Origin of the sequence: Rossellomorea sp. NPDC077527 (assembly GCF_044542955.1) — a bacterium.
In the GTDB taxonomy this organism is placed as follows: Bacteria; Bacillota; Bacilli; order Bacillales; family Bacillaceae_B; genus Rossellomorea; species Rossellomorea aquimaris_E.
The window spans coordinates 161,888-175,573 of sequence record NZ_JBITVL010000007.1 but is presented as its reverse complement, the minus strand read 5'-3'; the positions used below and the strand labels follow the sequence as shown (position 1 = coordinate 175,573).

General features: G+C 43.1%; 13 protein-coding genes. 10 read left to right on the top strand and 3 right to left on the bottom strand.

Going from position 1 to position 13,686, the window contains the following annotated elements; translation table 11 throughout:
• Window positions 1-370 precede the first annotated feature (370 nt).
• Window positions 371-697, top strand: coding sequence for a four-helix bundle copper-binding protein (locus ACIGG7_RS20910; protein WP_397550925.1), 327 nt, complete (start codon window positions 371-373; stop codon window positions 695-697).
• 51 nt (window positions 698-748) lie between these two features.
• On the opposite strand, the gene ACIGG7_RS20905 is transcribed toward ACIGG7_RS20910, so the two are convergent.
• The 3 genes from ACIGG7_RS20905 to ACIGG7_RS20895 are packed head-to-tail and all read right to left on the bottom strand — an operon-like array spanning window position 749 to window position 3,754.
• Window positions 749-1,669, bottom strand: coding sequence for a F510_1955 family glycosylhydrolase (locus ACIGG7_RS20905; protein ID WP_397550924.1), 921 nt, complete (start codon window positions 1,667-1,669; stop codon window positions 749-751).
• A 19-nt stretch (window positions 1,670-1,688) separates the two neighbouring features.
• Window positions 1,689-2,375 (bottom strand): response regulator transcription factor, encoded by a 687-nt coding sequence (locus ACIGG7_RS20900; RefSeq protein WP_397550923.1) that lies wholly within the window; start codon window positions 2,373-2,375, stop codon window positions 1,689-1,691.
• Between the two features lie 17 nt (window positions 2,376-2,392).
• Window positions 2,393-3,754 (bottom strand): sensor histidine kinase, encoded by a 1,362-nt coding sequence (locus ACIGG7_RS20895; protein ID WP_397550922.1) that lies wholly within the window; start codon window positions 3,752-3,754, stop codon window positions 2,393-2,395.
• 215 nt (window positions 3,755-3,969) lie between these two features.
• On the opposite strand from ACIGG7_RS20895, the gene ACIGG7_RS20890 reads away from it, so the two are divergent.
• The 9 genes from ACIGG7_RS20890 to qoxB all read left to right on the top strand — a co-directional run bounded on the left by ACIGG7_RS20890 (window position 3,970) and on the right by qoxB (window position 13,684).
• Complete coding sequence (locus ACIGG7_RS20890) at window positions 3,970-4,524, top strand: YdhK family protein (protein ID WP_397550921.1); 555 nt, start codon at window positions 3,970-3,972, stop codon at window positions 4,522-4,524.
• Window positions 4,525-4,752: 228 nt separating this feature from the next.
• Window positions 4,753-5,214, top strand: a complete 462-nt coding sequence (locus tag ACIGG7_RS20885; RefSeq protein ID WP_397550920.1) for a CopY/TcrY family copper transport repressor — start codon at window positions 4,753-4,755, stop codon at window positions 5,212-5,214.
• 21 nt (window positions 5,215-5,235) lie between these two features.
• Window positions 5,236-5,451: a heavy-metal-associated domain-containing protein gene (locus ACIGG7_RS20880; RefSeq protein ID WP_397550919.1), complete on the top strand. Its 216-nt coding sequence runs from the start codon at window positions 5,236-5,238 to the stop codon at window positions 5,449-5,451.
• 14 nt (window positions 5,452-5,465) lie between these two features.
• The gene (locus tag ACIGG7_RS20875) at window positions 5,466-7,922 is read left to right on the top strand and encodes a heavy metal translocating P-type ATPase (RefSeq protein ID WP_397550918.1); all 2,457 of its coding nucleotides are present in this window, start codon (window positions 5,466-5,468) and stop codon (window positions 7,920-7,922) included.
• A gap of 28 nt (window positions 7,923-7,950) precedes the next feature.
• Window positions 7,951-8,232 carry a glutaredoxin family protein gene (locus ACIGG7_RS20870; protein WP_397550917.1) on the top strand — a complete coding sequence of 94 codons (282 nt, stop codon included), beginning with the start codon at window positions 7,951-7,953 and terminating at the stop codon, window positions 8,230-8,232.
• Window positions 8,233-8,486: 254 nt separating this feature from the next.
• On the top strand, window positions 8,487-8,726 hold the full coding sequence (locus ACIGG7_RS20865; protein ID WP_397550916.1) for an SHOCT domain-containing protein: 240 nt from the start codon (window positions 8,487-8,489) through the stop codon (window positions 8,724-8,726).
• A 69-nt stretch (window positions 8,727-8,795) separates the two neighbouring features.
• On the top strand, window positions 8,796-10,322 hold the full coding sequence (locus ACIGG7_RS20860; RefSeq protein WP_397550915.1) for a multicopper oxidase family protein: 1,527 nt from the start codon (window positions 8,796-8,798) through the stop codon (window positions 10,320-10,322).
• Window positions 10,323-10,689: 367 nt separating this feature from the next.
• Complete coding sequence (qoxA, locus tag ACIGG7_RS20855) at window positions 10,690-11,706, top strand: cytochrome aa3 quinol oxidase subunit II (RefSeq protein WP_397550914.1); 1,017 nt, start codon at window positions 10,690-10,692, stop codon at window positions 11,704-11,706.
• A 16-nt stretch (window positions 11,707-11,722) separates the two neighbouring features.
• Complete coding sequence (qoxB, locus tag ACIGG7_RS20850; RefSeq protein ID WP_397550913.1) at window positions 11,723-13,684, top strand: cytochrome aa3 quinol oxidase subunit I; 1,962 nt, start codon at window positions 11,723-11,725, stop codon at window positions 13,682-13,684.
• Window positions 13,685-13,686 lie beyond the last annotated feature (2 nt).

Genomic DNA, 13,686 nt, shown 5'->3' with positions numbered 1-13,686 from the left:
AATCAAGGTTAAAACGAAAAAGTCCGGTAGCTTATCGAGTTAACACCGAATTAGCTGCATAGAAAATAAGTGTCCAACTTTTTGGGTCCAGTGCAGGTAGCGACGAGGAGGCTCGCCTTCCGCCCGAGGAAAGCGAAGTCTTGCACGGAAATCAACAGCGGTGATACAAGGAGTGAATTAGTAATGTCACAGCCTCCTCTAGCATTATCTTCACGTTAAATTTTCTATGTATACCCTGTGTTTATGCAGATTCTATGCAAATCAAAATAAACCTGACAAAAAAGAAAAAATAGTAATTTTTCCGTTTAATGCCATTCGAACTGGATATAGTAATGTTGTAGTAACCAACAATTTTAAGGAGGAAGATCATATGTCACATGAAAAGTACCAATCTGCCATCCAAGCACTGCATGAATGTATGGAAGCGTGTAACCACTGTTATGATGCTTGTCTAAAGGAAGAAGACATCAATATGATGAAAGAGTGTATCCGTTTGGACCGCGAATGTGCGGATATATGTGCATACTTAGAACAATCTTTAGTAAGGGGAACACCATTTGCAGCGGAACTAGCCCAAGTGTGTGCGAAGATTTGTGAAACATGCGGGGAAGAATGTAAGAAACATGATCATGATCACTGCCAGAAATGTGCCGATGCTTGCTTTAATTGTGCAGAAGTGTGTAAGAATATCGCGTAAACAAAAAGGAGTGGAAACCATTCGATTGGTCTCCACTCTATTTTATATCTCCTACTTTTCAAGATTTCCTTCATCCACAACTTCATTCCATGTCTCACCATTATCAGTCGTTTGGTAGATATCATTGTTATAGGTCACGACCGTCCACTCAGCAGAGCGTTCCGGGTTGGATGAGATATACATAATCGGATTATCTTGAGATAAGTCTGGAGTAGGGTAGGATTGCATTTTGATTGAGTCAAGGTCCAACTCATGTAATTGTATCTTTCCTTTTTCTATACTGGCGAAAAGCCCGGTCTTTTCCGTTAAGTAGATACTGGTTGTCGTTTGAGTATTCTCCACTTTTGTAAAGGAATCTCCGCCATCCTCGGATACAAATACCCCATCCTTACTGGAGATGGCCACCATCTCTTTCTTTGAAGGATGAACCGCTATATTTCCGATTGAAGTCGATTCAAACCCCTTCATATCAGCCTTTTCCCAATTTTCCCCTTCATCCATGGAACGGTAAAGTCCTTTATCCATCTCTGAATTGGGCTCTTGATTAATCGCATAAAGGACTTTGGATTCGTAACCGGCCCCGAGATAATGAAAGTCGGTTTCCCCGTAGAATGCCAACTTGTCCAATGACTTGCCCCCATCTGTACTTTTGACCAATCCGAGGGGATTTTTAAGTTTTGACCCTTCTTCCGGATGTCCGCTGGAGTAAAAACCACCTTTATACGGCTGGAAGCCCATATAATCATGTTTTTCGCTATTTGTTTCATACCATGTGGAATCTTTATATTTCATTAATCCATCATGAGTAGCAATGACCAATTCTCCTTTATTATTTGGGTATCCAATTCCGTGAATGTGGTCGATGGTCTTATCTTCCGTTTTGACATAGGAATAATCCTCGTCTGTTGCAGAGCAACCAGATACCAAGATGCCTAATGAAGATACTAATAAAAATGTTTTTATATGTTTCATTGTTTCTCCTGCTTTCTCATTATATTTTCCACTGATACCCGATGCCCCATATGGTTTTTAAATGATCTTCTATCGGGAATCCAGCCTTTTTTAATTTGTCCCTCAGATTTCTGATATGAGAGTCTACAGTCCTGATTTCGGTATTGGAATTGATATCCCACACCATCAGCAGGAGTTGTTCCCTTGTGTAGACACGGTCTGTATTTTTCATCAGGGAGTGAAGGATGTTGTATTCCTTTAAGGTCAAGGAAAGGGTCTGATTTTCATATTTTAACGTGTAGGTATGTCCATCTAATGTGAATCCGCCTCGGATGAGTTGCTGTGTATTTTCTATTTGATCATATCGTGTCTTTCTTCTGAAAAGGGCATTCACGCGTGCGACAAGTTCCTCTTCATCAAAGGGCTTTGTAATATAATCATCGGCTCCCACGTTTAATCCTTTTACGATATCGTCTTTCTCACCCCTTGCTGTCAACATGATGATAGGTACATGGGAAAACTCTCTGATTTTTTCACATGTCTGAAAACCATTCAGTTCCGGCATCATAATGTCTAAAATGATGAGATCGACGGGATAATGTTTCATATATTGAATCGCGTCATAGCCGTTATTTTTCTTTACACACGAATAATCGTGAGGAGTGAGGTAAAGCTCCAATAGATTTAACATCCTTGTTTCATCATCGATTAATAATAGGTTGTTCACAGTCAACCCTCCAAACCTTAAAGTATGATATTGATGGATGTTCCCTTATTCGGTTCACTTTCGATTGAAATTTGTCCACCGTGTGCTTCCACCAGCTCCTTTACGATGGATAAGCCGAGGCCCGAACCGCCAAATTCCCTCGAACGTGATTTTTCTATCCGATATAAGCGATTAAATACTTGAGAGAGCTCGTCAGCTGGAATGCCTATGCCCTGGTCTGTGATGGTAAGGTCTAGTTTTTCCTGAACATGTTGCCGGGCAATGACCGTTGCCGTTGAACCGGGCTTTGAATATTTCAAGGAGTTATCCAACAGGTTCATGATGATTTGCTCCAAACGGATCGGATCCGCGTGGAATGAGAATTCGTCTGGGACGGACAGGACCAGACCCATTCCACGACTTTTAAAAGCGGGAGTGATCTTGTTGATGATTTTCCGGAAGTATGGGGAGGATGGTATCTCCTCCTGATGAATCGAGAAGTTGTTCTCGTCAATCTTGGCAAGCTCAAATAGATTTTCGATCAATGTGACAATCGTTTTAGATTCTTCTTTGATAATCGTTAAATACTCTTTTCTTTCAGTTTCTGAAATTTCGTCACGGAGGGCTACATTCGCATACCCCAGGACATACGTCAAGGGTGTCCTGAGCTCGTGGGAAATGGTGGCCAGAAATTCAGTGCGGTCCTGTTGAATCGTTTCTAAATCATTGGCTAATGTTTGTATGGAAGTAGAAAGATCTCCAAGTTCGTCTTTCCCCAATTCGGGGAGCTTGACCCCAAAATGCCCTTTACTTAATTCTTCAGTAGCTTCTTTCATATTAATCAATGGCCGTGTCAACATTTTGGACAGGAGAAAATGGATACAGGCTAATATGATGAGGCTCATGATTCCTGCAAGTAAAAAATGGCCGTTTAATTTACGTATTAAGTTCCGTAGCGGTGAGGCGCTTTTAAACATATAAACATAGCCTTCATCGGCACCATTTTTAAAAGAGGTGACGGTGGCTAAATAGTTCACGTCTTTCCAGTTCGCTTCAATCACTCTTCCTTCACGTGGGAATGAATTCGGGCTCTCACTGATTAATTCGCGCATGCCACCCGTTAATTTCTTCGAGCTGATAATCACGTGATGGGTTTTATCTGTAATCACGACTTCGGTTTCTGTTTTTGATTCCATTAGCGCGATATGGTGCAGGGTCGTATTGGAAAAGCGCTCCTCTAATACGTCCCGATGGCTGTTACCCCGGGATAGGATGGACTGAAATTCTTCCTGAATCCGGGAATCGATAATATTATCATGGAGATAGAGCATCAATAACCCTTCCATGATGAAGACGGCTATGGTGAAGGCAGCCGCAAGTTTCGTTGAAATTTTATTCATAGGAACTCCTCATTTATGATTTCTATTACCAGTGTAACGTGAAAATATGAAAAATGTATGCATAAAGACAGGTTTGCCGGGTTCTCTCCAAGGCATGATACATTCTGTTGGATTTGTCACGAAAATATCATACTTCTACATATGTTCTCCATAGATTCTGCAATTTTGCAGGATAAAATTTAATAGATATCACTCGAAAGGTAGGTACGACCACGATGAAACATAGAAAAAAATCGTTCCTTTTCATTCTAATGACCCTTCTTTTTCTGGGAGCTTGTTCAAACGATGATGACGGGATGACGGAAGAAATGGACAGCATGGAGCATAGTGACATGAATCACACTGGTTCAGGAGAGCTGCCAAAGGGCTTGAAAGAAGCACCAAACCCAAGGTACGGGGTAGGAAGCAAAGTCATGATCAAAGATGATCACATGGAAGGGATGAAGGATGCGGAAGCAACCATTTCAGGTACTTACGATACCGTCGTCTATACGGTCACCTACACACCGACCACGGGCGGAGAAAAGGTGAAAAACCATAAATGGGTCATTCATGAAGAGTTGAAAGATTTTGGCGATCAACCGTTTAAACCCGGGGATGAAGTGGTCTTGAATACCGATCACATGAAGGGAATGAAGGGAGCGACGGGAACGATCGACTCAGCAGAAGAAATGGCTGTCTATATGGTGGACTACACACCAACTACAGGCGGAGAAGCAGTCAAGAATCATAAATGGGTTACGGAAAGCGAATTATCACCAGTTGAATAATAAAACAAGAAAAAAGAGATGGGCTTGGGTTCATCTCTTTTTTTTGAACGGTCAACAGGTAAATACGTTTATAGAATTTAGCAAGTGGTACAGAATAAAAATGTTACCTAATCATCCAAAAATAGCCCAATTTCAAAAAAACAAATCAAATCAGTTGACCAAAATCGATTACAGTTGTAAACTATAAATACAAATCGATTACATTTGTAAACAGAAGGAGGGATATCATTGCCTGAGGAAGAAAAACCGGAAATCACGGATTCTGAATGGGAAGTCATGAGAGTGGTCTGGACGCTTAAAGAAGTGACCAGTAAGGAAATAAGCTCGGTCCTGCAGGAAAAGAGAGAGTGGAAGCCGGCAACGACAAAAACCTTTATTGGGCGGCTTGTCAAAAAAGGGATGCTGACAACCGAGAAAATCGGAAACCGGTTCATCTACAGGGCAGGTGTCAGTGAGGAAGAAAGCCTAAAAACACTGAAGTCAGGATTATTCACCCATATATGCAGCAGGGCAGTCGGAAAAACGATTGCCGATCTGATCGAAGAAGCAACACTGAGTCATGATGACATTACATTGCTGGAAGCAGCTTTAAAGAAGAAGAAACAGGATGCGGTCGACTACATCGCATGCAATTGCGTACCTGGGCAGTGTACGTGTAAAAAAGATCACGGCATGAACTGCCAACATTAAAAAACCAAGGAGTGTTGAAAAATGGAAAAAACATTATTGAACGTATCAGGAATGACATGTGGAAACTGTGTGAAAAAGGTAGAAGGCGTATTGAATGAACTGGACGGTGTGGAAAAAGCGAAAGTGGATCTGGAAAATGGAGCGGCAAAGGTGAAGTATGACGAAACGAAGCAAACACCAGACAGCTTAAGTAAAGCCGTGTCTAATGCGGGGTACGAAACAGAACCAGCGAAATAAAGGTGGTTAGCATAATGACGGAAAAAACAGTAAGTATCGAAGGGATGACTTGTGCATCCTGTTCCCAGGCTGTAGAGAAAGCAACAAAGAAGTTGGATGGAGTGCAGCAGGCAAGCGTAAACCTTGCAACGGAAAAACTGAATATTACCTATGATGAAAATGAACTCTCACTTGAAGAGATCAAGAAAGCCGTGGATGACGCAGGCTATAAAGCAGTCACGGAAATGGAGAAGAAGACATTCAGCGTGACGGGCATGACCTGTGCATCCTGTGTGCAAACGGTGGAAAAGGCAACAAGAAATCTCGATGGTGTCAAGGAAGCTAGTGTCAATATGGCGACAGAGAAACTGATGATTGAATACGATCCTGCCGTCGTCACCGTGTCCGATATCAAGGGTGCGGTCTCAGATGAAGGGTACGAAGCGCACGAGGACGCTGATGCAGAAGATACAGTGGATGAAGACAGGGATAAGAAAGAGCAGCACATCAAGACGATGTGGAAGCGATTTTGGGTTTCAGCCGTCTTCACAGTGCCCCTGCTGCTGGTTTCCATGGGGCATATGTTCGGGATGCCTCTACCAGAGGCCATCGATCCGATGGTAAACCCGTCTGGATTTGCCTTACTTCAATTGGTTCTTACGATTCCTGTCATGATGATGGGAAAACCTTTCTTCAGCGTAGGGTTTAAGACACTTGTCAAACGCCACCCCAACATGGATTCACTTGTTGCATTGGGGACCGGGGCTGCCTTTTTTTACAGCTTATTTGCTACCATCATGATCATAGCAGGCAGTGAAGGGTATGCGCAGAACCTCTATTTCGAATCGGCAGCCGTCATCCTCACTCTTATTACCTTGGGGAAATATTTTGAGGCACTTTCGAAAGGGAAAACGTCTGAAGCCATCAAGAAGCTGATGGGGCTCGCCCCAAAAACCGCTACTGTCGTAAGAGATGGAGAAGAAGTCGAGATTTCAGTCGAAAAAGTGGAAGTCGGAGACATCATCATCGTAAAGCCTGGTGAAAAAATTCCTGTGGACGGTGTGGTGACTGAAGGGAAGACATCCGTCGATGAGGCGATGCTGACAGGGGAAAGTATCCCGGTCGAGAAAACCAGTGGGTCGAACGTCATCGGTGCAAGCATCAATAAGAATGGTACCATCCGATACGAGGCAACCAAAGTTGGGAAGGATACGGCATTATCGCAAATCATCAAGCTGGTGGAAGAGGCTCAGGGCTCAAAAGCCCCGATCGCCAAAATGGCGGATATCATTTCAGGTTATTTTGTTCCTATCGTCATCGTTCTTGCCATACTCTCCGGTCTCGCCTGGTATATAGCAGGGGAGTCAGGTCTCTTCGCCTTTACCATCACGATTTCGATTCTTGTCATCGCCTGTCCTTGTGCGTTGGGACTCGCGACACCTACCGCCATTATGGTCGGTACAGGGAAAGGCGCGGAAAATGGCGTATTAATTAAAAGCGGTGGTGCCCTTGAAACAACACATAAAATCGAAACGATCGTGTTTGATAAAACCGGCACCATCACTGAAGGAAAGCCTGTGGTGACGGATATCGTAACATCAGAATCCACTTCAGAAGAAGAACTCCTGATACTTGCCGCTTCAGCTGAAAAGGGGTCAGAGCATCCTCTTGGAGAAGCGATTGTCAGGGAAGCAGAGGAGAGGGGACTCCCCCTCCGTAAGACGGACTTCTTTGATGCCATTACGGGCCAGGGAATTGAAGTGACGGTAGATGGAGATGATCTATTGCTTGGAAACCGCAAGTTGATGGATGAAAATGACGTCGAAGTCGGTGAATTGGCAGAAGTATCGGACCGGCTGGCTGCCGAGGGCAAAACACCGATGTACATCGCCATTGAAGATGAAATCGCCGGCATCATTGCAGTCGCCGATACGGTGAAAGAAACAAGTTTTCAAGCGATTGAAAAGCTTCATAAAATGGGACTCCAAGTGGCCATGATCACGGGAGACAATAAGCGGACGGCGGAGGCCATCGCGAAAAAAGTCGGTATTGACACTGTCCTCAGTGAAGTACTGCCGGAAGATAAAGCAAATGAAGTCAAGAAGCTTCAGGAAGACGGCAGGAAAGTGGCGATGGTCGGAGACGGAATCAACGACGCTCCGGCCCTTGCGCAAGCGGATATTGGGATTGCCATCGGTTCCGGCACGGATGTGGCCATGGAGTCGGCGGACATCGTCCTGATGAGAAGTGACCTTATGGACGTACCGACAGCCGTCGAATTAAGCAAAGCAACCATACGGAACATCAAGCAGAACCTTTTCTGGGCGTTTGGGTATAATATCCTTGGCATTCCCGTTGCCATGGGAATCTTGCATCTGTTCGGCTGGCCGTTGCTTAACCCGATGATCGCCGGAGCCGCCATGAGCTTCAGTTCGGTATCCGTGCTCTTGAACGCCCTGCGCCTAAAAGGTTTTAAACCTTCCGGGGTGTAGTTCTTTACGAAAGGAGCTGACCGACCAGATGAGTAATGATCTGACATTAGAGCTTTATACCCGTCCCACCTGTTCCGATTGTCAAGCGGCAAAAGAGTATCTAAATAAACAGGAGATCGACTATGTTCATAAGAACGTAGGGGAAGAGGATAGGTATGAAAAAGAACTCAAAGAGATTTCGGGTTCAAGGATCGTCCCTTCCTTTGCCTTTTATGAGAAAGGTCTATTCGGGAAGAAGAAGCTTGTTAAGAATGTAATTGGCTTTGAGAATAATAAAGAGGAAATTCAACAATTATTAGGGTTGAAATGACTTCAACAGTTCCATCATCTAAAACGAAGATGAGAGAGAATCCTACCATAAACAAATCAGATATGTTCTGTTGATTGACAGGGGGTATCTGATTTTTTTTTGGCTTTCTCCATTTTATTTGCATATTTACGGGGAAATAGAAAGGTGATTCTGGTTATAAAAGAGGAGGAATCTGATCAATTAGAGAGAATAGATTGTTTTCGTAAATACCTCATTGGGTATATAGGGAGTATAAACATAAAGGAGAGGATTCTATGATGAATGGTGGAGGAATGGGCGGTGGGTTCTTTGGAACCAGCTTTCTTTTTATCATATTAATTGTAGCGATTGTGGGCATCATTATTTGGATGATGAGGGGGAAGAACCCGGGGCAGTCGACACATTCAACTCAACAAAATCATTTTCATTCATTGGGATTGTTGAAGGAGCGCCTGGCAAAAGGAGAAATCACGGAAGAAGAATATGAGAGGCTCAAACGGAAAATAGATGAATAAAAGAATGGTTTGAGAATTCTCTGGGAATTAGTTGTTTGAAAAATTAGTGAGAAAAAAGGGGAGACAGCTATGAATAGAAAGGTCATTGGCTCTATTCTCATTATCGGATTAGTGGGAATCGGAATGATCGTGTTCTTTCGATCGCCTTGGTATAAGAGCGGAGATATGGGTTTACCCAAGGGAGTGAAAGATGGAGAAACGAGTATTCTGGAAGTAAGTGCGCAAGAAAAAAAAGGTCATCCTGTGAAAAAATTCGTTCTGACTGCAGAGGAAAAACAGTGGGAAATCAGTGAGGACAAAAAGGTAGCTGCCTGGACGTATAATGGTACAGTCCCAGGGGAATCTCTTCGTGTCACAGAAGGTGATGTTGTACAAGTAAAGCTTAAGAACGAGCTTGACGTACCGGTGACCATTCACTGGCACGGAGTCCTTTTGCCGAACAGGATGGATGGTATCCCAGGGTTGACACAGGATGCCGTTCAACCTGGGGAAAGCTTTACGTATGAATTTGTCGCAAATGATGCAGGCACGTATTGGTACCATTCCCATCAACAAAGCTCCATTCAGGTAGACAAAGGTTTATATGGATCACTCGTTGTCGAAGAGAAGGACAACGAGTATAAGAAAGATGAAGTGTTCATCCTGGATGAGTGGGCAGTAAATCAAGAAAGAGAGGATATCTCCAATATGGGAGGTATGATGATGGGAGCGATGTCCGGGGACGGTGAAGCGGATACGAAACAAATGTACGATACCTTTACCGTGAACGGAAAAGCGGGAAATGCGATTGAGCCCCTTACGATGGAAGCGGGTGAAAGAGCAAGATTGAGATTCGTGAATGCCGGATACCAGGAGCATCGCTTGGTTTTCCCGGAAGGGTCTATGAAGGTGATTGCAAATGATGCAGAGAATGTGGTGTCTGAAGATCACAACTCCAATGTTCTTGAAATAGCACCTGGAGAACGAGTGGATGTGGAATTTACGAAGACTGACAAGGAAACGGTGTTCATCGGTCAGGAACAGAGTGTAGAAAACGCAGAAGACATGGTCATTCCGGTCGTTTCTGATGAAAATCAAAATCGTCACCAGGATGCATCACTTGCTCAAGAAGCAGGTGTGGCGAAAGGAATTTCATATGGGAGCGAGAAACCCATTTTCGTAGACACACCTGAACCGGATGTTTCCTATGATATGGACCTAAGTATGGGGATGTCAATGGGGGAAGGGATGTCTTTCCAGATTAACGATGAAATCTTTCCTGATACACCACCTATTCATGTGAGTGAGGGGGACATTGTTAAAGTCACTCTTCGAAATAATGGCAGGATGAATCATCCTATGCATTTGCATGGCCATCGCTTTCAAGTGAATTCAAAGAATGGAAAGAAATTTGAAAAGCCGATCGTCAAAGATTTAATTCATGTAAAACCCGGAGAGGAATATGTAATCTATTTCAAAGCGGATAACGTAGGAGAATGGTTATTTCATTGCCACGATAACAATCATGCTGCCAGGGGAATGGTGACGATCGTTGACTATGAGGGCGTATACTCACCTTTTGATTTAGGTGGTGAAAAAGAGAACCAACCGAACTGAATAGTGAATGGAAATATACGTTAAGAGAGTGTTTTTCATTTCATGAGGGGGAAAGATCGTTAGACAGTAATATTCTCCTAACATAATGATATCATTTCGGAATCTGCTCGCATTTTATGAAAAGGTAGATAGTAATATTCTAAATAATCAACCTATAAAACGCTCTCAACGTTATTCTCAGATAACTTTGAGAGTTATTTTTTTGTCCCTTGTGAAATTCTTTCCAACATTGTTACCGTTCTGTGAATAAAATGCGTCGAAATTTCGAAAATCTGTTTAAAAGTACAGTTATTAAGGGTACCTGTTTAGAGAATTTGATAGTATAGGTCTACGAGAGTAAATTCTACATAAAGGAAGGTGATTTCTTTTGTTTAATAAATTTAAACCGTATTTAATTGTTTTAATAAGTCTAATTTCGTTATTTTTCATCATTATATTCAGTACGGATAGCGAATTAATCCTTCTAGATCCTAAAGGACCGGTTGGAGCCGTCCAAAAAGATCTGATTATGTTATCAATATACTATATGATTGCGATTATGGTTGTTGTTCTTGGTTTCTTTACAATCATCTTGTTCAAGTATCGAAGCAGTAAAAAGAATAGTGATTATAAGCCGGATATGCACGGAAGTACATTCCTGGAGATCATTTGGACACTCATTCCCGTCCTGATTGTCATCGCATTATCCATTCCGAATACAAAAGCCCTTTATGAATTAAGAGAGGCACCGAAAGCGACCGCTCATAAGGATCCGATTGTGATTCATGCGACGGCAGTCGATTGGAAATGGATCTTCAGCTACCCTGAAGAAGGAATCGAAACGGTGAACTATGTCAACGTTCCTGAGGATCATCCAATTCTCTTCAAAGTAACAGCAGCAGATTCAATGGCATCATTCTGGGTACCGCAAATAGGCGGACAGATATATGGAATGCCTGGTATGGTCAATGACTTATATTTACAGGCAGATGAGCCTGGCACGTACGATGGAAGGAACTCAAACTTCACGGGTGAAGGCATGACGCACCAAACGTTTGATTTCGTTGCGTTAAAAGAAGATAAATATGAAGATTGGGTTAAAGATGCTCAATCGAATGAACCGAAATTGACGGAAGAAACGTATGAAAAACTCATGCTTCCTGAAACAGTGGATAAGATGACGTTCTCTTCCACTCACTTGGCATTTGTCGATCATGGGAAGAATTCTGAGTATGCCATGGCCATCCGTCAGAAATTCGGACTTGATACCACGGTTGGTGGAGCAGATAAAGATGCCATGTCGAGTCACGAACATATGGATATGGAAGGTCATGAAGACATGGACCATGATGATAGCAAGAAAAAAGAAGACGACCATGAAGATCATGGCAGTCACGAGCACTAAGAAAGGAGGACTTTAAATGTTTGATTTTATAAAGGATAATCTTATCCTCAACGATCCGTTGATCATAGGAGCCAACATTTCGATCGTATTCACCGTAATCGGAATCGTTGCAGTCCTCACTTACTTTAAAAAGTGGAAATGGTTATGGAACGACTGGATTACTAGCGTTGATCATAAAAAAATCGGGATTATGTATATCCTGGCAGCACTTGTCATGCTCTTCCGTGGAGGAGTCGATGCACTCTTGATGAGGGCACAATTGACGGTGCCGAATAACTCATTTTTGACATCTGAGCACTACAATGAAATCTTTACGACTCACGGTACGATCATGATCTTATTCATGGCGATGCCGTTCTTACTTGGATTGATGAACGTTGTCGTTCCTTTGCAAATTGGTGCAAGGGACGTAGCATTCCCTTACTTGAATAACTTGAGTTTCTGGTCATTCATGTTCGGGGCAATCCTTTTCAATATTTCTTTCGTATTTGGTGGATCTCCGAATGCAGGTTGGACGAACTACGCACCACTTGCGATTGAAGGAAGCCCGGGACCGGGTATCAACTATTACCTTCTGGGATTACAGATATCGGGTATCGGTACGTTACTGACCGGTATTAACTTTGTCGTTACCATTATTAAGATGCGTGCACCTGGCATGACGCTTCTTCGCATGCCTATGTTCACATGGACAACGTTGATCACGGCATTCATCATCGTATTCGCATTCCCGATCTTGACTGTCACATTAGCTCTGATGACATTTGACCGTATCTTCGGTTCCCACTTCTTCACACTGACGGATGGTGGTAACCCGATGCTTTGGTCAAACCTTTTCTGGCTATGGGGGCATCCGGAAGTATATATTGTTATATTGCCGGCCTTCGGTATTTTCTCAGAGATCATTGCTACATTTGCAAGAAAAACACTATTTGGCTATAAATCTATGATTATCTCACTTGTTGCGATTTCTGGACTAAGCTTTGTTGTTTGGGTCCATCACTTCTTTACAATGGGTGGAAGCGCAGCAGTGAACAGTGTATTCTCGATTTCAACGATGGCGATTGCCATTCCGACGGGAATCAAGATATTCAACTGGTTAGGTACTTTATTTAAAGGTAAGATCGAATTTACTGTACCGATGTTATGGTCTGTTGCGTTCATCCCGACATTCCTGATCGGTGGGGTGACAGGGGTTATGCTTGGAATGGCTGCGGCTGATTTCCAATATCACAATAACTACTTCCTGGTTGCTCACTTCCATTACACATTGATTGCCGGGGTTGTATTTGCCTGCTTCGCAGGACTTGCCTACTGGTATCCTAAGATGTTTGGTCATAAGATGAATGAACGGATCGGAAGATGGGCTTTCTGGTTCTTCTCCATCGGTTTCAACCTTTGTTTCTTACCGCAATTCGTACTTGGATTCGCGGGTATGCCAAGACGTGTATACACATACGGTCCTGAAGACGGCTGGACATCACTGAATGTGATTTCTTCTGTCGGAGCGTTTGGAATGGGAGTCGGATTCATGATTCTCGTGTACGGTATCTATTACAGCTACCGTTTTGCTAAGAGAGAAACAACAGGTGACGCGTGGGATGGACGTACCCTTGAATGGGCAACTAGCTCAGCGATTCCACCTCATTACAACTTTGCACATGTACCTGAAGTGAAGAGTCATGATGCATTTTATGATATGAAGCAAGAAGGAAGAAAGATGGTTCCTGATAACTTTGAATACCAACCGATCCATATGCCAAGCAATGCCGGGACACCTTTCATCATGTCCGCGCTTTTCTTCGTCGCAGGATTTGGTTTAGTGTTCGAATTGTTCTGGATGGCCATCCTGGCATTAATCGGTATTTTCGGATGCATGGCATTCCGTTCATTTATGTCCCATAAACAGGATGAAGGATATTATGTCAGCGTAGAAGAAATCGAAAAAACGGAAAATCCGTATAAGAGGGAGGCGTGAGC

What these genes read in the sequence shown, in the direction of transcription:
- ACIGG7_RS20910 (WP_397550925.1), top strand. Translation starts at nt 371, where the DNA reads ATGTCACATGAAAAGTACCAATCTGCCATCCAAGCACTGCATGAATGT.
- ACIGG7_RS20905 (WP_397550924.1), bottom strand. Translation starts at nt 1,669, where the DNA reads ATGAAACATATAAAAACATTTTTATTAGTATCTTCATTAGGCATCTTG.
- ACIGG7_RS20895 (WP_397550922.1), bottom strand. Translation starts at nt 3,754, where the DNA reads ATGAATAAAATTTCAACGAAACTTGCGGCTGCCTTCACCATAGCCGTC.
- ACIGG7_RS20890 (WP_397550921.1), top strand. Translation starts at nt 3,970, where the DNA reads ATGAAACATAGAAAAAAATCGTTCCTTTTCATTCTAATGACCCTTCTT.
- ACIGG7_RS20880 (WP_397550919.1), top strand. Translation starts at nt 5,236, where the DNA reads ATGGAAAAAACATTATTGAACGTATCAGGAATGACATGTGGAAACTGT.
- ACIGG7_RS20875 (WP_397550918.1), top strand. Translation starts at nt 5,466, where the DNA reads ATGACGGAAAAAACAGTAAGTATCGAAGGGATGACTTGTGCATCCTGT.
- ACIGG7_RS20870 (WP_397550917.1), top strand. Translation starts at nt 7,951, where the DNA reads ATGAGTAATGATCTGACATTAGAGCTTTATACCCGTCCCACCTGTTCC.
- ACIGG7_RS20865 (WP_397550916.1), top strand. Translation starts at nt 8,487, where the DNA reads ATGATGAATGGTGGAGGAATGGGCGGTGGGTTCTTTGGAACCAGCTTT.
- ACIGG7_RS20860 (WP_397550915.1), top strand. Translation starts at nt 8,796, where the DNA reads ATGAATAGAAAGGTCATTGGCTCTATTCTCATTATCGGATTAGTGGGA.
- qoxB (WP_397550913.1), top strand. Translation starts at nt 11,723, where the DNA reads ATGTTTGATTTTATAAAGGATAATCTTATCCTCAACGATCCGTTGATC.